The sequence below is a fragment of the Kitasatospora sp. NPDC054795 genome (genome assembly GCF_053611565.1).
Genome location: NZ_JBSHAP010000005.1, coordinates 99,262 through 122,895, shown reverse-complemented (window position 1 = coordinate 122,895; position 23,634 = coordinate 99,262). Strand labels below are relative to the sequence as shown.

Genomic DNA, 23,634 nt, shown 5'->3' with positions numbered 1-23,634 from the left:
TGATTGATCGTAATTACGGACCGTCAGGCCTTTGCCACGGTCCGCAGGCCCTCTTACGCTCCGGCGTCATGCCCTCACCCCTGATCAGCGTCGTGCTCCCCGCCTACGACCAGCACGAACAGCTCGCCGACTGCCTGGACTCGCTGCTCGCACAGTCCCTGGCCGACGTCGAGGTGATCGTCGTCGCCGACCGGTCCCCCGGGGCGGCCGGCGGGCTCGCCGACGCGTACGCGGCCCGGCACCCGCGGGTGTCGGTGCTGCACCTGACCGCGGCGGTCGGGGTCGGGGCCGCCCGGAACGCGGGCGCGGCACGGGCGAGCGGCGAGTACCTGCTGTTCCTGGACGCCGACCACCTGCTGCCCCGGGACGCGCTCCGGACGCTCGCCGACCGTCTCAAGCAGACCGGCCCGGTGGACGTGCTGCTGTTCGGCCACTCCCGCCGGCACCAGGACCGGGACTGGCCGGGCGGGGCCGAGGCCCTGCTCGCCGAGGCCGGCCCCGAACCGTTCGCCCCCTTCGACCGGCCCGCCCTGTTCGGCGCGCCGCCGCTGATCTGGGACCGGCTGATCCGCCGCGGCCACTGGGCCGAACTGGGCCTGGCCTTCCCGCCCGGCCGCTACGAGGAGGTCCCGGTCGCGCACGCCGCGCTGCTCGGCGCCCGGAAGGCCGCCGCGCTGGCACGCGAGTGCGTGCAGCTGCGCCGCCGGGAGACCGTCCACCCGGCGGGCGGCCCGGGCAGCAGCGTCTTCGACCTGTTCGAGCAGTACGAGCGCAGCTTCGCCCTGCTGGAGGAGCAGCCGCACCTGTACGCGGTGCGCGACGCGCTGTTCGTCCGGATGATCCGGCACTACCTGTTCGTCTTCGACCTGGCCGGCTGCGTCACCCGTGCCGAGCGGCCGCAGTTCTTCCACCGCGCCGCCGAGCACCACCGCCGCTTCCAGCCGCCCGGCCACCGCCGGCCGGGCGGCCGCGAGGGGATCAAGTTCTCGCTGCTGGCGGGCGGCGCCTACCCGGCCTTCGAGGTTGCCAAGCTCTCCCACATCGCGCGAGGCACGCTCACCGGGCGGAAATGACCCCGCTCAGACCTGCGCCACGCCGCCCTCGGCGGCCATCGCGGCGGCGATCCGGCGGGCCCGCTCGGCCCGGACCCCGGCGGGCATCGACGGCAGCACGTCCATCCACAGCGGCAGGGTCGAGCCGCGCAGCTGCGCCATCCCCTCGGGCCGGGCGAGCAGCCACAGGTGCAGGTGCGCGGAACCGTCGCCCCAGCGGTTCACATGGACCCGGCCGACGCCGCCGAGCGTGCCGCAGGACACCCTGTCGGCGGTACCCCCGTCGTGCCCGGTACCGGTGCGGCGGTACGGCTGCGATCATCGGCGGAGCCGTACTCCTGGGAGGTCCCTGGTGAGCCGTCCGTCCGCCGCCCCCGGGGCCGAGCTGGCCCGCGCGCTGTCCGCCGTGCTGCGCGGCGAGGTCCGCTTCGGCGCCGCCGAACGCACCGTCTACAGTCAGGACGCCTCCAACTACCGGCAGTTGCCGCTCGGCGTGGTCAAGCCCGCCGACCTCGACGACGTGCGCACCGCGCTGGCGCTCTGCCGCGAGCACCGGGTGCCGGTGGTGGCGCGCGGGGCCGGGACCAGCATCGGCGGGCAGGCGATCGGCCCGGGGGCGGTTGTACTGGACTTCCGCCGCCACCTCGGCGCGGTGCTGGAGCTCGACCCGCGGGCCCGCACCGCGCGCGTCCAGCCCGGCACCGTGCTGGACGACCTCCAGCGCGCCGCCCGGCCCCACGGACTGCGCTTCGGCCCCGACCCGTCCACGCACAGCCGCTGCACCCTCGGCGGCATGATCGGCAACGACTCCTGCGGCTCGCACTCGCTGGCCTGGGGGCGCACCGCCGACAACGTCGAGCGGCTGGAGCTGCTGCTCGCGGACGGCACCGAGCTGACCGTCGGCGGGCGGCTCACCGCCGCGGAGCGCGCCGCGCTCGCCGCACGGCCCGGGCGGGTCGGCGAACTCCACACCGAGCTGCAGGAGTTCACCGACCGCAACCTCGCCGTCATCCGGCAGGGCATGCCGCAACTGCCCCGCCGCACCTCCGGCTACCCGCTGGACGCGCTACTGCCCGAGCACGGCCACGACCTGGCCCGGGCGCTCACCGGCACCGAGGGCACCTGCGCACTGCTGCTCGGCGCCACCGTCCGCCTGGTCGAGGACCCGCCCGCGCGGGCCCTGGTGGTGGCCGGCTACCCCGACGAGGGCGCCGCCGCCGACGCCGTCCCGGCGCTGCTCCCGTACGGTCCGCTGACCGCCGAGGGCATGGCGGCCGACCTGATCGCCGCACTGCTCGCCGCCGGCCCGCGCCCGCCCGCCCTGGACCGGCTGCCCGCCGGCGAGTGCTGGCTGTTCCTGGAGACCGGCGGCGACACCCCGTTGGCCGCCTACCAGGCCGCCCGCCGGCTGGGCGACGCGGTGCGACGCGAGCGCTCGGCCTCCGTCGCCCTGGTCACCGACCCGGTCGAGCAGCGCCAGCTGTGGGCCGTCCGGGAGGCCGGCGCGGGAATCGTCACCCGGCTGCCCGGGGGCGGCGAGGCCTGGCCCGGCTGGGAGGACTCCGCCGTCCCGCCCGAGCGGCTCGGCGACTACCTGCGGGACCTGCGCGCCCTGCTGCGCCGGCACAGCCTGCGCGGCGTCCCGTACGGGCACTTCGGCGACGGCTGCGTGCACCTGCGGATCGACTTCCCGCTGGACGAACCCCAAGGGGTGCTGGTCTTCCGGGAGTTCCTGGAGCAGGCGGCCGATCTGGCGGTCTCGTACGGCGGTTCGCTCTCCGGCGAGCACGGCGACGGCCAGGCCCGGGCCGAGCTGCTGCCACGCATGTACCCACCCGAAGTCATCGGCCTCTTCGGCGAGTTCAAGCGGATCTGGGACCCGGAGAACCTGCTCAACCCGGGCGCCCTGGTCGATCCCCGCCCGCTCGACGCCGACCTGCGCTTCGTCACCGCCCCGCGCCGCACGCTGCCGCTGGCCCTCCCGTACGAACAGGACGGCGGCAGCCTGGTCAAGGCGGTGCACCGCTGCGTGGGCGTCGCCAAGTGCGTGGCCCCGGGCAGCGGGGTGATGTGCCCGAGCTACCTGGCCACCGGCGAGGAGCGGCACTCCACCCGGGGGCGGGCCCGGCTGCTCGCCGAGATGCTGCGCGGGGACGCCGTCCCGGACGGCTGGCGTTCGGAGGAGGTCCGGGAGGCGCTGGACCTCTGCCTGAGCTGCAAGGGCTGCGCGAGCGACTGCCCGGTCCACGTCGACATGGCGACCTACAAGTCCGAGTTCCTGTACCAGCACTACCGGCACCGGCCGCGGCCGCTCGCGCACTACTCGATGGGCTGGCTGCCGCTCTGGCTGCGGGCCGTCGCGCTCGCCCCCGGGGCGGCCAACACGCTCGCCCGCTCCCGGGCCGGCGGGCCGATCAAACGGCTCGGCGGGATCGACCCGCGCCGGGTGCTGCCCGTCCTCCCGCCGGAGACCTTCACCGCCTGGTACCGGCGGCACCGCGCCGCCCACCCGGCCCCGGCGGGCGCCCGGCCGGTGCTGCTGTGGCCGGACACCTTCTCCGACCACCTCCAGCCGAACGTGCTGCGCTCGGCCGTCGAGGTGCTGGAGCACCTGGGCTTCGACGTCCGGCTGCCCGCAGGACCGGTCTGCTGCGGCCTCACCTGGTACTCCACCGGCCAACTCGTAACCGCCCGAAGGGTGTTGCGGCGCAGCCTGCGCGCGCTGACAGGAGCCGGGGTCCAGGCCGACACCCCCGTGGTCGGCCTGGACCCCAGCTGCACCGCGATGCTGCGCGAGGACCTGCCCCGGCTGCTCGGCACACAGGGCCGCCCGCTCGCCGACCGCACCCGCACCTTCGCCGAGTTCCTCGACGAGTACGCCCCGGACGCCCCGCTCCCCCGGATCCCGCTGGACGCCCTCACCCAGACGCACTGCCACCAGCACGCGGTGCTCGGCAGCGCCGCCGACCGCCGGGTGGAGGCCCGGCTCGGCCTGAACAACCGGGTGCTGGACTCCGGCTGCTGCGGCCTGGCGGGCGACTTCGGCTTCGCGCGGGGCCACTTCGAGGTGTCCGAGGCCATCGCGGAGCGGGTGCTGCTGCCCGAGGTGCGGGCCGCCGGGCCACGAACGGTGGTCCTCGCGGACGGCTTCAGCTGCCGCACCCAGATCGCCCAACTCGCCGACGGGCAACAGGCCCTGCACCTGGCGGAACTGATCGCCCGGGAGCTGCGGTCCGGGAGGTGACGAGGGCGCGTCCGGCACGCCCTATCGGGTGCCCTGCGGCTCCTTGCCGGGTGCGTGCGCCGCGAGGAAGGCCCCGGCGTGCGCCGCCGCCTCCTCCCTCGTCGGGTGGCCGACGGCGGCCCCGCCGGTCGTGCCGTCGGCGCCGGCGGCCGTCCAGCGCCAGCCGCCGGCGGCCGCGTCCTCGATCAACTCGACTGTTCCGCCGAACAGTCGAAGCGATCCCGGGCGCGCCACCGGACGGCTGACGGCCTCCGGCCACTTCTTCCGGCGCCTTCCTCGACATCACCCTCGTCATCGAAGGCGCTGAAGACACCGGGGGCACCGGCGGCACCGAGGACCCCGCCGCCCACGCCACCGCCGTCCACGCCCTGGGATGACCCGCCCGGCACCTGACACCCGGCCCCCGGCACCCGGCTTCCGCGCCCGCGGGCGCTCGACGGTGTCAGCCCCGGGCGGCCCCCGCGGGCTCCTGTTCCGCGCAGACCGCCGAGACGAACTCGGCGACCCGCGCCCGCGGCAGACCGCGCGCGATGTCCGCCTCGCTGATCATGCCGACCAGCTTGTGCTCGGGGTGGTTGATCACCGGCAGCCGGCGCACCTGGTACTGCTCCATCACCCGCAGCACCTGTTCGCAGTCCTCGTCCGCCTCCACCGTCATCGGGCGCCCCTGCGCCAGCTCGCCCGCCGTCACCGACGCCGGGTCACGGCCCTCGGCGACGCAGCGCAGCACGATGTCGCGGTCGGTCACGATCCCCAGCAGCTTGTCGCCCGGCCCGCAGATGGGCAGGGCGCCCACATGGCGTTCCCGCATGATCCGGGCGGCGGCCGCGAGCGTCTCGTGCTCGCGGATGCACTCGGCGCCCGGGTGCATGATGTCGCTGGCTATGGTCATGGTCCGCCTCCTGGCCTGGCTTCCCCTCCCCCGTCCATCGTGGTCCGGGCCGGTGGCCGACGCCACCGGGGCCGGCGCGCTCAGCCGCCCCCGGCCGGGCCCGTACGGCCGCCCTGCTCGGCCCCGCCGCCCTGCTCGGCCCCGCCGCCCTGCTCGACCCGACCGCTCTCCTCAACCCGGCCGCCCTGCCCGACCCCGCCGTCCGGCGACTCCGGACCGACCAGCGGCGACTTCTCCAACACCTCCTCCAGGGGCGGGGGTTCGTGCCTGGGCTGCTCCGGTTCGAGCTCCTCCTCCGACACCTCGCCGCTCTCCACCGCCTCCTCCACGGCCTTCGCCCCGGCCGCGACCGCGGCAGCCGTCAGCAGGTTCCGCTGCTGGACCTCCGTCGCGCTGTCCAGGAAGCGCAGCAGCTCCACCGGGAAGGGCAGCACCAGCGTCGAGTTCTTCTCCGCGGCCACCTCCACCACGGTCTGCAACAGCCGCAGTTGGAGCGCGGCCGGGGTCTTGCTCATCACCGCCGCGGCGTCCGACAGCCGCTCCGAGGCCTGGTACTCGCCGTCCGCCGTGATGATCCGGGCCCGCCGCTCCCGCTCGGCCTCCGCCTGCCGGGCGATCGAGCGCTTCATCGACTCCGGCAGCGCGACGTCCTTGATCTCCACCCGGTCGATCTCGATGCCCCAGCCCAGCGCCGGACTGTCGATCATCAACTCCAGCCCCTGGTTGATCGGTTCCCGGTTGGCCAGCAGGTCGTCCAGCTCGCTCTTGCCGATGATCGAGCGCAGCGAGGTCTGCGCGACCTGGGAGATCGCGAAGTTGTAGTCCTGCACGTTGACCGTGGCCTTCACCGGGTCCTCCACCCGGAAGTAGACCACCGCGTCCACCCGCACGGTCACGTTGTCCCGGGTGATGCCCTCCTGCGCCGGGATCGGCATCGTCACGATCTGCACGTTCACCTTGCGCAGCCGGTCCGCGATCGGCATCAGCGCCACCAGCCCGGGATCGCGCACCTCGTCGCGCACCTTCCCGAAGCGGAACACCACGCCCTTCTGGAACTGCTGGACGACCCTGATGCTCAGGCTCGCCCAGATCGCCCCCAGCCCGGCCAGTGCTCCGAGGGCCCCCAGCACCGCATCGACGATCATGGCGGCCTCCTCGTGGCCCGCGCGCACACCGGCGTGTCCGGCCTGCGCCGACCCTGATCGGCCGGGGACCGCCGGAACAACTGATTCCACGCTACGCCTGCCCGGTCCGCGCCGGAGCGAACGTCCCGGAGCCTCTAGGATCCTGGCCATGCCGACCGTGGCCGCGTCCTCCTCGCCCGCCGACGACCCCGCCGACGACCCCGCCGACGATCCCGCCGACCCCCGCCATCCCGCCGAGGCGGCCGTCCGGGCCGGCGGACTCGCCGCGCTGGACCGCGTCGTCACCGGCTGCCGGGCCTGCCCGCGCCTGGTCCAGTGGCGAGAGGAGACCGCCCGGACCAAGCGCCGCGCCTACCGGGACTGGGACTACTGGGCCCGCCCCGTCCCGGGCTTCGGGCCGCCGGACGCCCCGCTCGTCCTGGTCGGCCTCGCCCCCGCCGCCCACGGCGCCAACCGCACCGGCCGGATCTTCACCGGCGACCCCTCCGGCGACCTGCTCTACGCCGCCCTGTACGAGCTCGGGTTCGCCAACCGCCCCGAGTCCGTCCGCCACGGCGACGGCCTGGAGCTGTCCGGCGTCCGGATCACCGACCCGGTCCGCTGCGCCCCGCCGGACAACAAGCCCAGCACGGCCGAACGCGACACCTGCCGGCCCTGGATCACCCGGGAGCTGGAGCTGATGCGCCCCACCGTGCGCACCGTCGTCGCCCTCGGCGGCTTCGCCTGGCAGGCGATGCTGCCGGTGATCGCGGACGCCGGCTGGCGGGTCCCCCGCCCCCGCCCCGCCTTCGGCCACGCCGCCCTCGCCGTCTTCCCGGCCCGCGACGGCGGCCCGGACCTGCGGATGTACGGCTGCTACCACGTGAGCCCGCGCAACACGAACACCGGCCGGCTGACCACCGCTATGCTCCGGGACCTGCTGCGCGAGGCGGCCCGCTCGGCGGGGCTCGACCCCCGGTAGCGCGCCCCCGCCGGTGGCCTCGCCCGCTCGACCCCGCTCGCGCGGGCCGGTCAGTCGAACCGCCGGGTGGCCGTGATCCCGCCGTCCACCGGCAGCGTCACGCCCGCGACGTACGAGGCCCGGTCGCTCAGCAGCCAGGCGGCCGCCTGCGCCACCTCCTCGTCCGTACCCGGCCGGCCCAGCGGCGTGGAGCGCTCCACCAGTGCGGCGAACTCCGGCCCGGACCCGAAGAACGGCTCGGTACCCGGCGTGCGCACCACCCCCGGCGCGACGGCGTTGACCCTGATGCCGTGCCGGGCGTGATCGGCGGTGGCCGCCTTCACCAGACCGCTCAGACCGTGCTTGGCGGCCTGCTGGGCGCCGTCGCCGAAGCCCCCGACCAGCGCCCCCACACCGGAGTTGAGCACCACCGCGCCGCCGCGCCCGGCCTCCGTCATCGCCCGCAGCTGGGCCCGCAGACAGAGCCAGGTGCCGCGCAGGTTGAGCGCGTGGGTGTCGTCCCACTCCGACTCCGAACGCTCGGTGAGCGGGACCGGCGGCAGGCCGTTGCCCGCGTTGTCGAAGGCCGCGTCCAGCCGGCCGAAAGCCTCCAGTGCCGTGTCCACCGTCCGCCGCGCACCGGCGGCCGTGGTCAGATCGGCGGCGACCGCCACCGCCTCGGCCCCGGTGGCGCGCAACTCGGTGGCCAGCTCCTCCACCTCGGTGCCGGAGCGGGCGGCGAGCACCAGCAGCGCGCCCTCCCGGGCGAACAGCCGGGCGGCGGCCGCGCCGATGCCCCGCCCGGCGCCGGTGACGATCGTGACCTTGTCGTCGAGAAGTCCCATGCGGCGAGCCTGCCGCCGTACCCGCCGGCCCACCAGCGGCCGGACGCTCCCCGGGAACCGGCTTCCTGGGACAGCCAGGTCCTGGCTGTCCCGGGCGAGCTGTGGCAGCCTGACGCGCATGCCCGAGACCCCGCTGGGCGCCTTCCTCCGCGCCCGCCGCTCCCGACTCGCGCCCGCCGACGCCGGCCTGCCCGCCTCCGGACGCCGCCGTACCCCCGGACTGCGCCGCGAGGAGGTCGCCGCCCGCGCCGGGATCTCGGCCGACTACTACGCCCGCCTGGAACAGGGCCGCCAACGGGTGCCGACCGGCCCGGTCCTCGACGGCCTCGCCGAGGCCCTGCAACTGACCGCCCCCGAGCGCGGCTACCTGCACCGGCTGGCCGCCCGCCCGCACCGCCCGGCCCCGCCGCCCGCCGAAGCCCCGGCGCTCCCTGCGACCACCCTCGCCCTGCTGGACACCCTGGACGCCGCGCCCGCCTTCGTCACCGGCCCCACCTTCGACCTGCTGGCCTGGAACCGGCCCGCCGCCCTGCTGCTGGCCGGGCCGGAACGACGGCCGGCCCGTGAACGGAACCTGCTCTGGCAGGTGTTCTGCTGCCCGTACCGGGACCGCTCACAGGGCAACACGGCCGCCGAGGGCTCGATCGGCGCCGACCTGGTCGCCTCACTGCGCGCCCAGCACGCCGACCGGCCCCGCGACCGCGCCCTGCTCGCCCTGGTCCACCGGCTGTCGGCCGACAGCCCCGTCTTCGCCGAGCTCTGGGACCGCCACCGCGCCGCCCCGCCCCGCCCCGGCCGCCTCCATGTCCGCCACCCGGCCCTCGCCGCCACCGTCCTCGACTACACCGTCCTGCCCCTCCCCGAGGACGGCCGCCACCTCTTCGCCTTCCTCGCCCCGCCCGACAGCCCCACCCGGCACGCCTTCGCGGCGGCCGGCGGGGACCGGCCCCGGACCGCCGCCGCCCCGGGGTAGCCGCCGCCCCGGGGGGTCCCGCGACTCTTCGCGCACCCGGCGGAGAGCGGAGATCCGCGGGACACGCCCTACCCGAACCGGGCCAGCTTCCGCTTGCCCGCCCGCCGCCAGACATCCGGCAGGCGCCGCCGGGCGGCCTCGGCCGACGCCAGCTGACGCCCGTACAGGGCGCCGTACCCGAACGGCTCGCCACCGGTGACCGCGTGGGTCGCGAGGGCGGTCGCGGCCACCACGGCGTCCTGGTGCTCGCCCAGCACCTCCTGGACGGCCTTCATCCGCTTCGCGTAGCGCTCGGCCCGGGCGCCGGCCGCCGGGGCGGCGGCCTCACCGGCGTAGCGGGCGCGCTTGGCCGCCTTGCGGGCCTCGTGGAGCGCGCGGGTCCGCTCGTCGGGGGCGGCTGCAAGGGCCGCCCCGACCCGCCCGGCCGTACGACGCTGCTCGCGGGCGGCGATGCGGGAGAGCTCCGGGACGGCGCTGCGGGCGGCACGCCGGCGCAGCGGCGGGTCCGCGAGGAAGCCGGCGAGAGCCTCGCCGAGCGCCCGGCGGCGGGGGCTGTCCAGGGCGGCGACCACCTCGGGCCAGATGGCGCGGTACTCGGCCTCGCCCCACCGGTCCAGCGCTGCGGCGACCCGCTGCGGGCCGCACCCGGCGGGCAGCTCGCGGGCCTCGGCGGCCAGCCGTGCGGCCAGCACCTCGCGGTCCCGCGCCCTGCCCAGGACGCCGCCGAGCCAGCGCAGCTCGGCGACCAGCTCGTCGGTCGCTCCGGGGGCGACCAGCCGCCGGAAGGTCTGCAGGGCGCTGCGCAGCCGCCGGCATGCGACCCGCATCCGGTGCACGGCGTCCGGCTCGTCCGCCCGGACGGCGTCGTCCAGGCCGGCCAGCACTGCCGCCTGCGTCTCCAGGCGGGCCAGCAGCACCTGCCCCACCGTGGTGTCGGGTCTCGCCATGGACGCTCGCCCCCTCGTCGGGTCAGCGGGAACGCCTTCCAGGCTAATCCGCGTCGGGCCGCTGTCGCCCGCGCGGCAGCCGGGCGGGCGACCCCGCGGGCGGCCGGGCCCGCTGTCGAACCCGCTGTCGAACCCGCTGTCGAACCCCGCAGGCTACTGATCCCGCGTCAGCCGGACCAGGGACCTACGGGCCCTCGTGCCGGATGCGAGCGCCATGACATACTCCGGAGCGTGACGACCTCCTCCCGTGCGACCAGGGCCCTGCGGGCCGCGGTGTTCACCGCGCTCGCCGTGCCGATGGCCGCGTTGGGCCAGGTCGTCATCACGGGCCGCCCGCTGCCGCTGTCGCTGGTGGCCTCGGCCGGTGCCGTCGTCTTCCTGGTCGCGGCCGTCCTGGCCGGCGGGGAACGGCGGATGCTGCACATCTCCGGCGTGATGGTGCCGGTCGAGCTGCTGCTCAACACCACGTTCAACCTGGGCCAGGCCGGCTGTTCGCCGGTGCTGGCCGGTCAGGTGCCCGCCCGCGGGGTGAACCTGCTGGTCTGCGGCGGCGGGTCGGTGGACGGCTCGCTGCTGAGCGGCCCGCTGGGCCACGCCGGGCAGTTGGCCCCCGCCGCGACCCAGCTGCTGCTCCTGCTGGTGCACGTGGTGATCGCCCTCGCCGCCTCGGCCTGGCTGCGGATGGGCGACGCCGCCCTGTCCGGCCTGGCCCGGGCGCTGTGCGCGCTGCGCCAGTCGCTGGCCGGCCCGCTGCGCGCCCTGGTCGTCCTGCTGCTCCCCGCGCCGGTGCGTCCGGTGCTGCGGGTGCCGCTGCCGGTGTCGGACCGTGCCCGGCCGCGCCGCGAGGACGTGGTGCTGAGCCCGGCGCCCCGGCGCGGCCCGCCCGCCTTCGCGCCTGCCTGCTGATCACCGTCCCGACCTGATCACCGTCCCGACCTGATCACCCCCGTACCCGGCCGGACGGCCCCGGTACGCCCGCAGGCAGTGCGCACGACTCCCGCGTTCACCGACCCCGCCGCACCCGGTGCGGCTCCCCGCGCGCACCCGCGCGCCGCGTACAGGAGTTGACTTCCCCATGGCTCAGGCCCCCAGCAAGCAGCAGGCCAAGCGCATCAGTGCCCGTGAGCGGATCCAGGAGGCGCAGCGCCGCGAGCAGCAGGCCGCCAAGCGCCGTCAGCGGATCGTCGTGACGGTTTCCGCGGTCGTCGTGCTGGCCCTCGCGGGCGGTGTCGCCGTCGCGATCAACTCGGCCTCGGACAAGAACGACAAGTCCGCCGCCGCCGCGTCGGCCCCGCTGGTCACCCCCGCCAACGCCTCCGGCCCGAACGGCACGGTGATCACCTACGGCAAGGCCGACGCCCCGCACACCATGGAGATCTACGAGGACTTCCGCTGCCCGGTCTGCAAGCACTTCGAGGTGGCCAACGGCGAGACCGTCAAGAAGCTCACCGAGGACGGCCGGATCAAGGTGGAGTTCCACCTGGCGGCGTTCCTGGACAAGAACCTCGGCGGCAAGGGCTCGCGCACCGCGCTGGCCGCGGCCGGCGCCGCGCTGAACGAGGGCGTGGACCAGTTCAAGGCGTTCCACGACGTGCTGTACGCCAACCAGCCGGACGAGCGCGAGGACGGCTTCGGCGACGTCGACCGCATCCTGGACCTGGCCGGCCAGGTGCCCGGGCTGAAGACGGACGCCTTCGTGAAGGCGGTGACCGACAAGACCTACGCCCCGTGGGCTGCCAAGGTCTCCGACGCGTTCAACGGCAGCGGGGTGACCGGCACGCCGACCGTCAAGGTGGACGGCAAGCAGATCACCCTGTTCGCCGGCAACGCCGTGGTCCCGGCCGAGCAGTTCACCGCGCAGGTGAAGCAGGCCGCCGGCCTCCAGTAGGCCGCGCCTCCGCCCCCGCGCACCACCGCACCGTACGGCACCACCCGGCCCGGCCGAACTCCCGGCCGGGCCGGCTCCTCCCAGCCAGCCACCGGAGTGTGCTGTCATGACCGCCGCTACCACCGTGCACCCGTCCCGCTCCGCTCCCGATGCCGCCGCCGCCCGGGCCCCGATCGGCGCGAGCCGGGCCTACGCCCTCCTGCTGTTCCTGGGCGGCCTGGTCGGGCTGGCCGCCTCGGCCGTCCTGACCTTCGACAAGCTCCGCATCCTGGAGAACCCCTCCTACGTCCCCAGCTGCAACATCAACCCGATCATCAGCTGCGGTTCGGTGATGCGCACCGAACAGGCGGAGGTCTTCGGCTTCCCGAACCCGCTGCTCGGGCTGGCCGCCTTCGGCGCGCTGACGGCGATCGGCGCGGGGCTGCTCGCCGGTGCCGGGTACCGGCGCTGGTTCTGGCTGGGCCTGAACGCCGGCACCGCGCTGGGCGTGGTGTTCGCGCACTGGCTGATCTACCAGGCGCTGTACGACATCGGCGCGCTGTGCCCGTACTGCATGGTGGTGTGGGCCACGGTGGTGGTGCTGTTCTGGTACACGACGCTGCACAACCTGCGCACGGGCGTGATCCCGGCGGGCCCGCGGGCGGGGGTGGTCGTCCGGGAGGCGGCGCGCTACCACTGGGCGCTGCCGGTGCTGTGGGCGGCGGTGATCGCGCTGCTGGTCCTCAACCGCTTCTGGTCCTACTGGAGCACGCTGCTCTGATCGTCCGTCACCCCACGTACCCGTCCGAGTGCAGCAGTGCGGCGGCGCCGGTCCGCCGGGCCTCCAGGGCCGCGGTGAGCCGGCGCGCCGCACCGGGCTGCAGCAGGACGGCGGCCCGGGCCGGGGTGAACCAGCCGTGGTCGGCGACCTCCTCGGCCTGCGCCCGGACCGCCGTGCCGTCCGCGACCGTCCCGCCGTCGAACATGAACTGCACGGCGGGGTGGGCGTGTTCGCCCTGGTCGGGGATCGAGTCGCGCCACTCCACGACGAGCAGCCGCAGCGGCCCGGCCAACAGCCCGGTCTCCTCGTACAGTTCGCGGGCCGCGCACTCGGCGGGCCCCTCCCCCCGGTCCATCCCGCCGCCGGGGAACTGCCACTGGTCGCGGTAGCTGGCCTTCAGCAGCAGGACCCGGCCCGGCCCGTCGGTGAGCAGGACGCTGCAGCCGACGTAGGCGCGCACCATCCCGGCGAGCCACTCCTCCTCCGAGAGTGCCCAGGTGTCCGTCATCGCGCCTCCTCCGCCGGGTTCCCGTCCTCGCGGCCACTCTGCCGCGATCGCGGCCCCGGGAAAGCCGGTCGGCTCCTAATCCACCCGAATGAGTGCCGGTGGGGGCGCCTGTTCGAACACGGCCCGCCGGAAGGCGTTGCGCAGGTCGGTGAGCTGCTGGATCCCCCGGTCGTAGTGCACCTTGTTGGTGAGCAGCAGGGCCCAGCGGCCGAGCCTGCGGGAGACCCAGAAGCCGGTGCCGGTGAAGCCGTAGTGGACGAAGGTGCCCTCGGCCGGGTCGGTGCCGGGAGCGTGCAGCCAGGACAGGCCGCGGGCGGGGGCGAGGCCGCCGGTGTGCTCGCGCAGCGATTCGTCGATCCACGGCTCGCCCCAGAACGCCCCGGGCGGCGGGACGAGCAGCGCGGTGAGGAAGCGGGCGAGGTCGCGGGCGGTGGAGAAGACCCCGGCGTTGCCGGAGACCCCGCCGAGCAGCCGGGCGGAGGGGTCGTGGACGACGCCGCACAGGTGGGTGCCGGCGCCCTCCTCGTACTCGGTGGGCGCGGTGCGGGCGGCGAGCGCGCCGCCGAGCGGGCCGTACCGGGTGTCGGTCATGCCGAGCGGCCCCCAGACCCAGCGCGCGGCGAGCCCGTCCAGCGGCGCGCCGCCGAGGTCCTCGACCAGGTGGGCGAGCAGGACGGCGGCGCGGTCGGTGTACTCGACGGCGGTGCCCGGCGGGCGGTGCAGCGGGGCGGCGAGCACTCCGGCCCGGATCGCCGCGGGGTCGCGTCCGTAGAGCTGCTCGAAGCGGGTGTACGGGAGCATTCCCGCGGTGTGGGTGAGGAGTTGACGGACCGTCACCTCGCCGGCGGGGTGTCCGGCGGCCGGCGGCCACCAGCGGCCGAGCGGCTCGTCCAGCGGGAGCCGCCCGGATTGCCGCAGCACCCCCGCGCAGGGCCAGAGCGCGACGACCTTGGTGAGGCTGGCGAGGTCGTACAGCGTGTCGGGCCCGGGCCGCAGCCGCGCGTACGGCCCCTGCCCGAGCACACCGTGGCTGCCGCCGCCGAGCGTGCCGCCGGCGTCGCCGACGGCCCAGACGGCTCCCGCCCCGACGGTGCGCGCGCCCTCCCGGACCAGCCGGTCCAGTTCCCCGCCGGGCGCGTCCGGGTCGGGGAGCCGGTCGGCTCCGGGTGCTCGGTGACTCATCCGTCTCCCCCTTCGGGCCGACGGAAGCCTTCCCCGCACAGCGGTCGCTCAGACCGCCGCGGCGAGCTCCTTGCCGAGGCAGATACTCTGCGCGTGATCCTTGTAGATGCCGAACTTCCGGATCGCGTCGTAGCCCTCGGACCGGTACAGCGCGACGGCCTCGGGCTGCTCGGTGCCGGTCTCCAGGATGAAGCGGGTCCGCCCGGCCTCGATCGCGGTCCGCTCCAGGCGGCCCAGCACCGCGCGGGCCAGGCCGCGGCCGCGGGCCGCGGGGACCACGAACATCCGCTTCAGCTCCGCGTCGCCGTCGCGCAGGCCGTCCGGGCCGGCCTGCTTGGCCCGCCAGCCGCCGCAGGCGACCGGCCGGCCGTCCAGGTAGGCGATCATGAACAGGCCGGCCGGCGCCTCGAAGTCCTCGGGGCGCATGACGGTCTCGTCCGGGTCGCCGTAGCGGCGCACGTACTCCTGCTGCACCTCGGCCGACAGGGTCTGGGCGTCGGGGTGGGCGTAGCCGGTGATGCGGAACTCGACGGTGCCGGTGTCCCGGGCGGTGCTGGTGCTCATGCCGAAAAGCCTACGATCCCCGCTCAGCGGGCCTCGAACCGGGCGACCAGGTCGTCCTTGCCGAACATCCGGGCGGTGTCCACGGCGCTCGGGGCGCCGGCCCGCGGGTCGGCGCCGCCGGCCAGCAGGACGTCCAGCACGTCCGTGGCGCCCTTGAAGACGGCCCCGGCCAGCGGGGTCTGCCCGTGGTCGTTGGCGCGGTTCGGGTCGGCGCCGTACCGGAGCAGCTCCGCCACCGTCGCGGCGTGGCCGTGGTACGCGGCGAGCATCACCAGGGTGTCGCCGCGGCCGTTGGTGAGGTCGGCCGGGGCCCCGGCGTCCAGGTAGGCGGAGAGGGTCTCGGTCTCCCCGGCCCGGGCGGCGTCGAAGAGCTTCCCGGCGAGCGCGATCACCTCGGCGTCGGGGGCGTCGGGGGCGTCGGCGGGCTGCTGGCTGGCGGCGTCGGTCATGGCGGGCGGCCTTTCCGGTCGGGTCGTCGGGCGGTCTCGGGGCTGCGCCCAGGGCACGGTAGCGGCCGGCGCCGGAACGGGCCAGCGGGCGTCCGGAATCCGGATGACGGCCCGCGCCCGCCACGACACACGGCCGCGCGCGTTGCGCAGCCATTCGAGCGAACTTCCCGGACCCCCCGGAAGCTTCCCGTCCTCCGCCCGGGAATGCCTCGGCACATCGAATCCTCTCGGCACCCGGCCCCACTCCGGCCGGGTCGCATACCGCCACCCGGTCACCGGAACGGTATTGGACGGCAGAACCACCCATTTGCACCGTTCCATCATCTATTACTTTTTGTCACGATTGATGCACTTTCCGTAACACCCCCGCTTGTCCCCCCTTCCTGAGGAGCGGAACGTGATCCTCTCGATTTCCGGCATCGTCCTGTTCGGCACCATCGCCTTTCTCTTCTTCCGCCGGGACGGACTAAAGGTCTCCCACGCCATCGTCTGCGCCCTCTTCGGCTTCTACATCGCGGGCTCCTCGATCGCACCGAGCATCACCGCGGGCGGCGCGAGCCTCGCCAGCCTGCTCAGCGGCATCAAGTTCTGACCACGTCCGGATCTCCTCCGTACCGGCCCGGGCGCGGATCCCACCGCCCCGGGCCCCGTCGTTGCCCACCCGCGCCACCCCACCCGTCCCGCCGTTCGGGGAGTCAAGGAATGCCGCTCCACCGCCACCTCACCAAGGGCCGCGCGATCGCCCGGACCGCCGGGGACCACGCCTCCGACATGTTCGCCCCGCTCTCCGTGATCGGCCGCGGCCTGCGCCACCACGTGGACTGGGCCAAGTCCCGCTGGCAGGCCACCCCCAAGGACCGCCGCGGGCCGACGCTGTTCCTGACCGCCGCCCTGCTGATCGGCGTCTACCTGCTGCCGCACGGCCTGCTGTTCGCCCTGATCACCCTGATGGCCAGCACCGCCTGGGCCGGCCGGGCCCCCAGGGCGACGCCCGCACCGCCCGCCCCGGACGTCGCCGACGTCAAGCTCGCGGCCCTCTACGCGGCGCTCACCCCGTACCTGTGCGGACCCGAGGACGCCAACCCGCTGTACCACTTCGAGGGCAGCCACAAGAACGCCTTCAGCGCGTGGGACTTCGACGGCGAGGGCAGGCTCTCCCGGCTGGAGATGACCTACCCCGCCTACTTCACCGACACCGAGCCGGCCGCCCGGGCCCGGATCGAGCAGGTCGTCCAGGGCAAGGCCGGCCGGGCCCGCGAGTACCGCTTCGACTGGGACGAGGAGTCCAACCGGCTGCGGATCACCGCCCTCGCCCCGCTGGCCGCCGACATCGCCGCCCAGCGCTTCGTGGCGGCCCCCGGCGAGATCGTGCTGGGCTTCACCGACGAGGACGGCACCGCCCGGACCATCCCGGTCGTCCGGGGCGGCACCACCGTCCAGCGGCCGCCGGTGGTCTGGCGCACCGGCCCGCGCTCCGCCGAGCCGCACCTGCTGGTGCTCGGCGTCACCGGCTACGGCACCTCCAGCCTGCTGCGCTCGGTGGCGCTCCAGGCCCTCCCGTACGCCGACCTGGTGGTGGTCGACGGCGCGGGCACCGGCGAGCACGCCTGCCTGGTGAACCGGCCCGGCGTGCACACCGTGGAGACCAGCCTGCACGGCGCGCTGGCCGCCCTGGACTGGGCCGTCGGCGAGACGGAGCGCAGGCTCGCCGCGCTCAACGCCGCCCGGCACGCCGGAACCGCCCCGCCCGAGGACGTCACCCGGCCGCTGTGGCTGCTGCTGGACCACCCGACCGAGCTGAGCGAGCTCGCCCGGGCCGAGGGCCGCCCCGACCCGCAGGACCTCCTGGAGCTCCCGCTGCGCCACGGCCGGGCCGCCCGGGTCACCGTGGTGGTCGCCGACGACCTGGAGGCCCGGGACCGGATCACCGCCACCGTCCGCGCCACCACCCGGGCCCGCGTGGTGCTCGGCCCGGCCGGCCCGGACGAGGGGCGCGAAGCGCTCGGCGCGCCGCTGGACATCGTGCCCGCCGCCCACGCCCCGATCGGGCGCGGCTACGCCCGGATCGGCAACGGCGCCCCGGTCCGGCTCCAGGTGCCCGCCACCGTCGATCCGCTGGACGACGAGGTCCCGGCCGCGCTGCGGGACGCGGTGATCGCCCTGCTGCCGCACCGGGACACCCGCACCGAGGCGGCCGCCGCCGAGCCGCCCCGCCCGGACCGCCCGCCGGTGGTGCCCGCGGCCGATCCGGCCCGTCCGGTCGACCTGGCCAAGGGCGAGCCGATGATCCGTTCACGGCCGATCTCCTGACGGCCGGGCCGCCTCCCCGGGCCGTCCCCGGCCGGCTTTCGGCTCCCGGCAGGGGTCGGCGCCCGGCGCCGAATCCCCTCCCGGTACGCTCGTCACAGAAAGTCCGCACGATCACCAGATGTGAAATAGGTGACACCTGGGGTGATATCACCGGCCAGATGTGACAAATCGGGCGCGGGTGGGTACAAACAGGGGCGGCACTACAAGACGACGCATGTCCCGGGACGGGAATCTTCGTCGGAAGCCGAGCGTTGACCGAACGACGAAGAACAGCGACCACTAGTCCTGTGGGCCATAAGCCCGGGAGGCACGATTCATGAGCGAGCGAGCTCTCCGCGGCACGCGACTCGGGGCCACTAGCTACGAGACCGACCGTGGTATCGATCTGGCTCCCCGCCAGACCGTCGAGTACGCATGTCAGAACGGACACCGTTTCGAGGTTCCTTTCTCGGTCGAGGCGGAGATCCCCGCGACCTGGGAATGCCGCTTCTGCGGCCAGGAGGCGGCACTTCTCGACGGCGACGAGCCGGAGGAGAAGAAGACCAAGCCGACGCGCACCCATTGGGACATGCTGATGGAGCGCCGGACGCGCGAGGAGTTGGAGGAGGTGCTGGCCGAACGGCTGGCCGTGCTCCGCTCCGGTGGGATGAACCTCGCGGTGCACCCGCGAGACACCCGTAAGAGCGCCTGACACCTCTCTCCCGCCCCGCGCGGGAGGACGCGAAAAGGGACCCTGGTCACCAGGGTCCCTTTCGCGTTGTCCGGCGGCGTGCCAGCCTTCCCGGCGCCGTCCGCCGGGCCGTGCCGTGCACGCGAGGAGCCCCCGGGGGCGGGTTCTCCGCGCCCCGGGGGCTCCATCGGAACGGGCGGGTCAGCCGGCGATCGGCGGGCGGTAGGTGGTGTCCGGACCCTGCGGGCCGCGCGGACCGGCCTCCGGGTCCACGACCTCGCCCTGGATCACCTTGCCGTCCGGGCGGTGGATGCGCAGCTGCTCCTGCAGCCGCATCGCGTCCGCGAACGGGTCGGCGCCGGCCACGGAGGCGCTGCGCAGCGCCTTGTCCGCGACCCGGCGGCCGAGCACCCGCCACAGGGCCCGGGTGGGCGGGAGGAGCAGGGTCAGGGCCAGCAGGTCGGACAGGAAGCCGGGGACGATCAGCAGCAGGCCGCCCAGCACGGTCATGCTGGTGCCGGTCTGCGGCTGCTGGGACTGCGGGTTCTTGCTCTGCTCGATCGCCGCCGACAGCGCCTTCAGCCCGGCCCGCTTGATCAGCGAGCCGCCGATCAGGGCGCCCGCGACGAGCAGCAGCACGACGGTGAAGCCGCCCAGCCAGGAGCCGACCTGGACCAGCAGCCAGATCTCCAGCACCAACCAGGCGGTGATCAGCAGCGGCAGCACCCGGCGGAGCCTGCTGCGCGGGGCCGGACGGGTGGGGGTAGCTTGCTGGGTCACGGTACGAATCCACTCCAAGCGGTGCTCTGCGCGCCGCACGGGAGGTCCGGGCCGGCTACGGCACCACCTGCTCCAACGATTCCCGCGCCGCCGGTGTTCCGGCGACCGGGCCCGGGCGCCGCGCCCTACGCCTTCCGGCGCCGTCCGACCAGCAGGGCCGCGCCGCAGGCCAGCAGGCCGCCGACGGCCAGCGTCCACTCCGGGGCGGCGCCCACCCGGTCGGCGACGGTGGTGCCGTCGCGCAGCGGGACGGTCGCCGACAGCTCGGCCGCGGTCAGCTCCTCGGTGCGCTGCTGGACGCTGCCGTCCGGGGCGATCACCGCGCTGATGCCGCTGGTGGCGGCGATCAGCACCGCCCGGCCGTGCTCGACGGCCCGCAGCCGGCTCATCGCCAGCTGCTGCTCGGGCTGCCCGGTCTTCGCGTAGGTCGCGTTGTTGGTCTGGACGACCAGGACCCGGGCGCCGCTGTCCACGGTGTCGCGGACGATCTCGTCGTAGGCGACCTCGAAGCAGATCACGTCGCCGATCCTGGCCGGGCCGAGCTGCATCACGCCGTTGTGGTCGCCGGGGTAGAAGTCCCGGGCGACCCGCTGGAGGCGGGTGATCACCGTCATCAGCTGGGCGCGGAAGGGCACGTACTCGCCGAACGGGACGGGGTGCTGCTTGGTGTAGGAGGCGCCGGGGCCGGTGACCGGGTCCCAGACGATGCCCTCGTTCTGGACGTGCTGCGCGTCCGGGCCGTCCACCAGGGTGCCGACCAGGGTCGGCACCCCGACCGCCTTGACCGCCTGGTCGATCCGCTGGCGGGCCAGCGGATCGCTGAACGGGTCGAGGTCGGAGGAGTTCTCCGGCCAGATCACGATGTCGGGGCGCTCGACCTTGCCGGCCCTGATGTCGGCGGCGAGCCGCTCGGTGGCCGAGGCGTGGTTGTTGAGGACCATCATCGGGCGGCCCAGGAAGTCCATGCCCGGGTTGGGCACGTTGCCCTGGACGATGGCGACCTTGACGGTGTCGTCGGCGACCGTGGGCACCGGGACGAGGTAGCCGGCCAGCAGCGCGGCCACCGCGCCGAGCGCCGCCAGCGCGGCCGCCCTCGGGGCCCTGCCGGGCCCGCGCACCCGCAGCGCGGCCCAGCCCAGCAGGGCGCCGCAGAGGGCGACCGCGAAGGTCACCAGCGGTGCGCCGCCGAGCGCGGCCAGCGGGGTGAACGGGCTGGCGGTGTTGGCGAAGGCGAGCCGGCCCCAGGGGAAGCCGCCGAGCGGCAGCCGGTCGCGGGCCCACTCCTGGGTGACCCACAGGCAGGCCGCCCAGAGCGGCCACCCCGGCAGCCGGGAGGTGACGGCCAGGGCGCCGCCCAGCAGGGCCAGGAACAGCGCCTCCACGACCGACAGGCCGATCGTGGCGTCCCAGCCGACCACCCGCAGCCAGCTGAGCAGCATCAGGAAGAACGGCAGGCCGAACGCGAAGCCGGTCCACAGGCCCTGGCGGAAGGTGCGGCCCCGGGTCAGCAGCGAGAGCGCGGCGACCCCGAGCAGCGACAGCGGCCACAGGTCGTACGGCGGGAAGGCGAGGGCCAGCAGCAGGCCGGCCAGGACGGCGAGGCCCGTGCGCGGGAGCCCGGCGCGGATCCTGGCGAGCGCGCGGGCTCCGCGGCTCGGTCGGGGCGCCGGCTCCTGCGGCTCGGGTACGGCCTCGGGCCGTTCCTGGGTGACGGGAGTGGCCACCGGCGCACCATCTTCCTGGGGCTTGCTGTTCGGACGCTGTGCGAAGAAGGTACCCCGGAACGTCGGTGGCCCGTGCGGTGAGGGTGACGGCGGGGTCAGCGTGGGGCGTAGCGGAAATCCCGCAACGGCCAGTGCCCGGTGAGCCAGTCGGAGACGGCGCGGTGCAGCGGCTCGTCCAGGTGGGCGCGGTCGGCCCGGACCCAGGAGCTGACCGAGACCGCCGAGGGGTCCTCGCGGTCCGGGTAGATGTAGACGCAGCCGATCACCTCGTCGCGGTCCGGCTCCAGGACGGTGTAGGTGAAGCCGGTGCGGGCCTCGAAGTCGGCGGCGTGGCGGCGCAGGTCGTCGAGGTTGCGCTCCGGGGGCATTCCGTCGGCGGGCGGCCAGCCGCGGCCGGCCCAGCCGGGGGTGGCGCGGATGTGGTCGATGCTGCTCGTCCAGGCGGCGTGGTCGGAGGCGTTGTGCCGCTCGCCCAGGGGCTCCAGGCGGAACTCCGGGGCGAGCAGCTCGCGCGGGACGGTGAAGTCGGCGGGCACCGGTTCGATCATGCCGATCAACCTAGGGCGTGCCCGCCCGACGTTCCACGGGGTTTACCGCTGGTGCACCGTGCGGCCGCGGACCACGGTGCGCAGGCAGGTCGGCAGCGGGTGGCCCGGGGTGAGGTCGGGCAGCCCGGGGGTGCCGGAGCGCGGGTCGGTGGACCAGCCCGCCACCCGGGAGTCGGGAGCCTGGACGACCAGCTCGCCGGCCGCCCAGATCGCGTAGCTGGCGACGGCGCCGGGGACGAGCACGCCGTCCTGGTCGCGGCCGATCGCGCGCCAGCCGCCGCGGGTGTGGGCGGTGAAGGCCGCGCGGACCGAGATCCGGTGCTCCGGGGTCCGGTGGAAGGCGGCCGCGCGGACGGTGCCCCAGGGGTCGAGCGGGGTGACCGGGGCGTCCGAGCCGAAGGCCAGCGGGACGCCGGCCCGCAGCAGCGTGGCGAAGGGGTTGAGGGCGGCCGCCCGCTCGGCGCCCAGGCGCTGGACGTACATGCCGTCCGGGCCGCCCCAGGCGGCGTCGAAGGCGGGCTGGACGGAGGCGGTCAGGCCGAGTTCGGCGAAGGCGGCGACGGCCTTGTCGTCCAGGGCCTCGGCGTGCTCGACGCGGTGGCGCAGGGCCTTGACCCGGGCGGCGCCGACCCGGGCGCCGGCCTCCCGGACGCCGTCGAGGACCGCCGTGACCGCCGCGTCGCCGATGGCGTGGAACCCGGCCTGGATCCCGGCCTCGGTGCAGGCGGCGACGTGGTCGGCGACCTGCTCGGCGGTCAGGTAGGCGGTGCCGGTGTGCTCCGCGTCCTCGTACGGGGCGTGCAGGCAGGCGGTGTGCGAGCCGAGCGCGCCGTCCACGAAGAGGTCGCCTCCGGCGCCCACCGCACCGAGCCTGCGGGCGGTCTCGACACCGCCCAACTCGCCCCAGTAGCCGAAGACTTCGGGCCCCTCGCCCTCGGCGGCCAGGGCCAGCAGGGCGGCCAGGTCGGCCTCCGAGGAGATCTCCGGGCCGGCGCACTCGTGCAGGGCGCCGATGCCGAGTTCGGCGGCGCGGGCCAGGGTGGCGCGCTGGGCCCGGCGGCGCTGCCCGGGGGTGAGGCGGGCCAGCGCGGTCTGCCGCACGGCGTGGTGGGCGTCCTTGGTGAGCGGGCCCTCGGGGTTGAAGCCGGGCGCCCCGGCCAGGCCCTCGGTGAGGGTGCGCAGCGCGGTGGTGGCGAGCGCGGAGTGCACGTCGGTGCGGGAGAGGTAGAGCGCGGCGCCACGGGCGGCGGCGTCGAGTTCGGCGAGCGTGGGCGGGCGGCCCTCGGGCCAGCCGGTCTCGTCCCAGCCGTGGCCGATCAGCACACCGCCGGGCTCGGGCCGGGCGTCGACGAAGGCGGTGACGGCGGCCAGGGCGGCGGCCAGCGAGGGGCTGCCGGTGAGGTCGAGGCCGGTGAGCGCCAGGCCGGTGGCGGTGGCGTGCACGTGGGCGTCCACGAAGGCGGGGGTGACCAGGGCGCCGTCCAGCTCGACGATCTCGTCGACGGTCGCGGCGTACGCCTCGGCGGCGCCGTCACTGCCGACCCAGGCGACGTGCCCGCCTTCCACGAGCATCGCGGTGGCGAAGGGGTCGGCGGGGCTGTAGACGGCGCCGCCGCGCAGCAGGACGGTCCAGGAGGTGCGTTCGGTCATGCCGCCAAGTCTGCACCCCACCGGTTCGCGGTCAGAGCTTCGGGGGGCGTGCCTCGTACGGGGTGGACAGGACGACGGTGGTGCGGGTGGAGACACCGGCGGCGCTGCGGATGCGCGCGAGCAGGTCCTCCAGGTCGCCGGGGGCGCCGACGCGGACCTTGAGGATGTAGTTCTCGTCGCCGGCGACGCTGTGGCAGGCCTCGATCTCGGGCAGGCCGGCCAGCCGCTCGGGGGTGTCGTCCGGGGCGCTCGGGTCGAAGGGTTTGACCGAGATGAACGCGGTCAGCGCCAGGTCGACGGAGTCGGGGTCGATGATCGCGGTGTAGCCGCGGATCACCCCGCGCTGTTCGAGGCGGCGCACCCGCTGGTGCACCGCCGAGGTGGACAGGCCGGTGGCCTTGCCCAGGTCCGTGTAGCTCATCCGGCCGTCTTCGAGGAGCAGCTGGACGATGCGTTGGTCGAGATCCTCCACAGTGCGCAAACCTACCCGGTCGGGAGCACGGGGGGCGCACGCGGTGGCACAGGACGGGTTCGCAGGTGCCGGGCGGGCACATGCCGGGCGA

25 protein-coding genes are annotated in these 23,634 nt (G+C 75.3%); 10 read left to right on the top strand and 15 right to left on the bottom strand.

Going from position 1 to position 23,634, the window contains the following annotated elements; genetic code table 11:
* The first annotated feature begins 68 nt into the window (after positions 1-68).
* Positions 69-1,073, top strand: a complete 1,005-nt coding sequence (locus tag ACWGJO_RS03390) for a glycosyltransferase family 2 protein (RefSeq protein WP_452181918.1) — start codon at positions 69-71, stop codon at positions 1,071-1,073.
* 6 nt (positions 1,074-1,079) lie between these two features.
* On the opposite strand, the gene ACWGJO_RS03385 is transcribed toward ACWGJO_RS03390, so the two are convergent.
* Complete coding sequence (locus ACWGJO_RS03385) at positions 1,080-1,316, bottom strand: hypothetical protein (protein WP_452181917.1); 237 nt, start codon at positions 1,314-1,316, stop codon at positions 1,080-1,082.
* 88 nt (positions 1,317-1,404) lie between these two features.
* On the opposite strand from ACWGJO_RS03385, the gene ACWGJO_RS03380 reads away from it, so the two are divergent.
* Positions 1,405-4,296 carry an FAD-binding and (Fe-S)-binding domain-containing protein gene (locus ACWGJO_RS03380; RefSeq protein ID WP_452181916.1) on the top strand — a complete coding sequence of 964 codons (2,892 nt, stop codon included), beginning with the start codon at positions 1,405-1,407 and terminating at the stop codon, positions 4,294-4,296.
* A gap of 21 nt (positions 4,297-4,317) precedes the next feature.
* On the opposite strand, the gene ACWGJO_RS03375 is transcribed toward ACWGJO_RS03380, so the two are convergent.
* The 3 genes from ACWGJO_RS03375 to ACWGJO_RS03365 form a co-directional block, all read right to left on the bottom strand.
* Entirely contained in the window at positions 4,318-4,485 is a 168-nt protein-coding gene (locus ACWGJO_RS03375) for a hypothetical protein (protein ID WP_452181915.1), read from the bottom strand.
* Positions 4,486-4,738: 253 nt separating this feature from the next.
* The gene (locus ACWGJO_RS03370) at positions 4,739-5,188 is read right to left on the bottom strand and encodes a CBS domain-containing protein (protein WP_452181914.1); all 450 of its coding nucleotides are present in this window, start codon (positions 5,186-5,188) and stop codon (positions 4,739-4,741) included.
* An 80-nt stretch (positions 5,189-5,268) separates the two neighbouring features.
* Positions 5,269-6,333 carry a slipin family protein gene (locus tag ACWGJO_RS03365; protein WP_452181913.1) on the bottom strand — a complete coding sequence of 355 codons (1,065 nt, stop codon included), beginning with the start codon at positions 6,331-6,333 and terminating at the stop codon, positions 5,269-5,271.
* Positions 6,334-6,481: 148 nt separating this feature from the next.
* Between ACWGJO_RS03365 and ACWGJO_RS03360 the strand changes: the two genes are divergently transcribed.
* Positions 6,482-7,294, top strand: coding sequence for a uracil-DNA glycosylase (locus ACWGJO_RS03360; protein WP_452181912.1), 813 nt, complete (start codon positions 6,482-6,484; stop codon positions 7,292-7,294).
* 50 nt (positions 7,295-7,344) lie between these two features.
* Here the strand turns inward: ACWGJO_RS03360 and ACWGJO_RS03355 are convergent, their stop codons facing one another.
* Entirely contained in the window at positions 7,345-8,118 is a 774-nt protein-coding gene (locus tag ACWGJO_RS03355; protein ID WP_452181910.1) for an SDR family NAD(P)-dependent oxidoreductase, read from the bottom strand.
* Positions 8,119-8,236: 118 nt separating this feature from the next.
* Here ACWGJO_RS03355 and ACWGJO_RS03350 point away from each other — a divergent pair, with 118 nt between their 5' ends.
* Complete coding sequence (locus ACWGJO_RS03350; RefSeq protein WP_452181909.1) at positions 8,237-9,091, top strand: helix-turn-helix domain-containing protein; 855 nt, start codon at positions 8,237-8,239, stop codon at positions 9,089-9,091.
* A gap of 68 nt (positions 9,092-9,159) precedes the next feature.
* Here the strand turns inward: ACWGJO_RS03350 and ACWGJO_RS03345 are convergent, their stop codons facing one another.
* Positions 9,160-10,038 carry a CHAD domain-containing protein gene (locus tag ACWGJO_RS03345; protein ID WP_387688377.1) on the bottom strand — a complete coding sequence of 293 codons (879 nt, stop codon included), beginning with the start codon at positions 10,036-10,038 and terminating at the stop codon, positions 9,160-9,162.
* A 231-nt stretch (positions 10,039-10,269) separates the two neighbouring features.
* Between ACWGJO_RS03345 and ACWGJO_RS03340 the strand changes: the two genes are divergently transcribed.
* From ACWGJO_RS03340 to ACWGJO_RS03330, 3 genes are all read left to right on the top strand, one after another.
* Complete coding sequence (locus tag ACWGJO_RS03340) at positions 10,270-10,944, top strand: hypothetical protein (RefSeq protein WP_359909048.1); 675 nt, start codon at positions 10,270-10,272, stop codon at positions 10,942-10,944.
* A 169-nt stretch (positions 10,945-11,113) separates the two neighbouring features.
* Positions 11,114-11,926: a DsbA family protein gene (locus tag ACWGJO_RS03335; RefSeq protein ID WP_452181908.1), complete on the top strand. Its 813-nt coding sequence runs from the start codon at positions 11,114-11,116 to the stop codon at positions 11,924-11,926.
* Positions 11,927-12,032: 106 nt separating this feature from the next.
* Entirely contained in the window at positions 12,033-12,686 is a 654-nt protein-coding gene (locus ACWGJO_RS03330) for a vitamin K epoxide reductase family protein (protein WP_452181907.1), read from the top strand.
* Positions 12,687-12,693: 7 nt separating this feature from the next.
* On the opposite strand, the gene ACWGJO_RS03325 is transcribed toward ACWGJO_RS03330, so the two are convergent.
* The 4 genes from ACWGJO_RS03325 to ACWGJO_RS03310 all read right to left on the bottom strand — a co-directional run bounded on the left by ACWGJO_RS03325 (position 12,694) and on the right by ACWGJO_RS03310 (position 15,389).
* On the bottom strand, positions 12,694-13,194 hold the full coding sequence (locus ACWGJO_RS03325; RefSeq protein ID WP_452181906.1) for an NUDIX domain-containing protein: 501 nt from the start codon (positions 13,192-13,194) through the stop codon (positions 12,694-12,696).
* Positions 13,195-13,269: 75 nt separating this feature from the next.
* Positions 13,270-14,376 carry a serine hydrolase domain-containing protein gene (locus ACWGJO_RS03320; protein WP_452181905.1) on the bottom strand — a complete coding sequence of 369 codons (1,107 nt, stop codon included), beginning with the start codon at positions 14,374-14,376 and terminating at the stop codon, positions 13,270-13,272.
* 48 nt (positions 14,377-14,424) lie between these two features.
* Positions 14,425-14,940, bottom strand: a complete 516-nt coding sequence (locus ACWGJO_RS03315; RefSeq protein ID WP_452181903.1) for a GNAT family N-acetyltransferase — start codon at positions 14,938-14,940, stop codon at positions 14,425-14,427.
* A 23-nt stretch (positions 14,941-14,963) separates the two neighbouring features.
* On the bottom strand, positions 14,964-15,389 hold the full coding sequence (locus ACWGJO_RS03310; RefSeq protein WP_452181902.1) for an ankyrin repeat domain-containing protein: 426 nt from the start codon (positions 15,387-15,389) through the stop codon (positions 14,964-14,966).
* Between the two features lie 397 nt (positions 15,390-15,786).
* Between ACWGJO_RS03310 and ACWGJO_RS03305 the strand changes: the two genes are divergently transcribed.
* The 3 genes from ACWGJO_RS03305 (at position 15,787) to ACWGJO_RS03295 (ending at position 18,390) form a co-directional block, all read left to right on the top strand.
* A complete protein-coding gene (locus ACWGJO_RS03305; RefSeq protein WP_359827363.1) occupies positions 15,787-15,981 on the top strand; it encodes a hypothetical protein in 195 nt (64 codons plus the stop codon).
* A gap of 110 nt (positions 15,982-16,091) precedes the next feature.
* Positions 16,092-17,699 carry a hypothetical protein gene (locus ACWGJO_RS03300; protein ID WP_452181901.1) on the top strand — a complete coding sequence of 536 codons (1,608 nt, stop codon included), beginning with the start codon at positions 16,092-16,094 and terminating at the stop codon, positions 17,697-17,699.
* A 316-nt stretch (positions 17,700-18,015) separates the two neighbouring features.
* Positions 18,016-18,390, top strand: coding sequence for an RNA polymerase-binding protein RbpA (locus ACWGJO_RS03295; protein WP_031071348.1), 375 nt, complete (start codon positions 18,016-18,018; stop codon positions 18,388-18,390).
* 180 nt (positions 18,391-18,570) lie between these two features.
* Here ACWGJO_RS03295 and fxsA read toward each other — a convergent pair whose 3' ends face one another.
* From fxsA to ACWGJO_RS03270, 5 genes are all read right to left on the bottom strand, one after another.
* Complete coding sequence (gene fxsA, locus ACWGJO_RS03290) at positions 18,571-19,149, bottom strand: FxsA family membrane protein (protein ID WP_380630901.1); 579 nt, start codon at positions 19,147-19,149, stop codon at positions 18,571-18,573.
* Positions 19,150-19,274: 125 nt separating this feature from the next.
* Complete coding sequence (gene lnt, locus ACWGJO_RS03285) at positions 19,275-20,873, bottom strand: apolipoprotein N-acyltransferase (protein ID WP_452181900.1); 1,599 nt, start codon at positions 20,871-20,873, stop codon at positions 19,275-19,277.
* A 95-nt stretch (positions 20,874-20,968) separates the two neighbouring features.
* Positions 20,969-21,421: an N-acetyltransferase gene (locus tag ACWGJO_RS03280; RefSeq protein ID WP_452181899.1), complete on the bottom strand. Its 453-nt coding sequence runs from the start codon at positions 21,419-21,421 to the stop codon at positions 20,969-20,971.
* A gap of 42 nt (positions 21,422-21,463) precedes the next feature.
* Positions 21,464-23,071, bottom strand: a complete 1,608-nt coding sequence (locus ACWGJO_RS03275) for an amidohydrolase (RefSeq protein WP_452181898.1) — start codon at positions 23,069-23,071, stop codon at positions 21,464-21,466.
* A 31-nt stretch (positions 23,072-23,102) separates the two neighbouring features.
* A complete protein-coding gene (locus ACWGJO_RS03270) occupies positions 23,103-23,543 on the bottom strand; it encodes an Lrp/AsnC family transcriptional regulator (RefSeq protein WP_030243361.1) in 441 nt (146 codons plus the stop codon).
* Positions 23,544-23,634 lie beyond the last annotated feature (91 nt).

Bases quoted from the DNA above. Each gene is read 5' to 3' on its own strand.
- ACWGJO_RS03360 (WP_452181912.1), top strand. From the start codon at position 6,482: ATGCCGACCGTGGCCGCGTCCTCCTCGCCCGCCGACGACCCCGCCGAC.
- ACWGJO_RS03280 (WP_452181899.1), bottom strand. From the start codon at position 21,421: ATGATCGAACCGGTGCCCGCCGACTTCACCGTCCCGCGCGAGCTGCTC.
- ACWGJO_RS03310 (WP_452181902.1), bottom strand. From the start codon at position 15,389: ATGACCGACGCCGCCAGCCAGCAGCCCGCCGACGCCCCCGACGCCCCC.
- ACWGJO_RS03315 (WP_452181903.1), bottom strand. From the start codon at position 14,940: ATGAGCACCAGCACCGCCCGGGACACCGGCACCGTCGAGTTCCGCATC.
- ACWGJO_RS03320 (WP_452181905.1), bottom strand. From the start codon at position 14,376: ATGAGTCACCGAGCACCCGGAGCCGACCGGCTCCCCGACCCGGACGCG.
- ACWGJO_RS03335 (WP_452181908.1), top strand. From the start codon at position 11,114: ATGGCTCAGGCCCCCAGCAAGCAGCAGGCCAAGCGCATCAGTGCCCGT.
- ACWGJO_RS03365 (WP_452181913.1), bottom strand. From the start codon at position 6,333: ATGATCGTCGATGCGGTGCTGGGGGCCCTCGGAGCACTGGCCGGGCTG.
- ACWGJO_RS03355 (WP_452181910.1), bottom strand. From the start codon at position 8,118: ATGGGACTTCTCGACGACAAGGTCACGATCGTCACCGGCGCCGGGCGG.
- ACWGJO_RS03275 (WP_452181898.1), bottom strand. From the start codon at position 23,071: ATGACCGAACGCACCTCCTGGACCGTCCTGCTGCGCGGCGGCGCCGTC.
- ACWGJO_RS03390 (WP_452181918.1), top strand. From the start codon at position 69: ATGCCCTCACCCCTGATCAGCGTCGTGCTCCCCGCCTACGACCAGCAC.
- ACWGJO_RS03300 (WP_452181901.1), top strand. From the start codon at position 16,092: ATGCCGCTCCACCGCCACCTCACCAAGGGCCGCGCGATCGCCCGGACC.
- ACWGJO_RS03325 (WP_452181906.1), bottom strand. From the start codon at position 13,194: ATGACGGACACCTGGGCACTCTCGGAGGAGGAGTGGCTCGCCGGGATG.
- ACWGJO_RS03350 (WP_452181909.1), top strand. From the start codon at position 8,237: ATGCCCGAGACCCCGCTGGGCGCCTTCCTCCGCGCCCGCCGCTCCCGA.
- ACWGJO_RS03370 (WP_452181914.1), bottom strand. From the start codon at position 5,188: ATGACCATAGCCAGCGACATCATGCACCCGGGCGCCGAGTGCATCCGC.
- ACWGJO_RS03345 (WP_387688377.1), bottom strand. From the start codon at position 10,038: ATGGCGAGACCCGACACCACGGTGGGGCAGGTGCTGCTGGCCCGCCTG.
- ACWGJO_RS03330 (WP_452181907.1), top strand. From the start codon at position 12,033: ATGACCGCCGCTACCACCGTGCACCCGTCCCGCTCCGCTCCCGATGCC.
- ACWGJO_RS03295 (WP_031071348.1), top strand. From the start codon at position 18,016: ATGAGCGAGCGAGCTCTCCGCGGCACGCGACTCGGGGCCACTAGCTAC.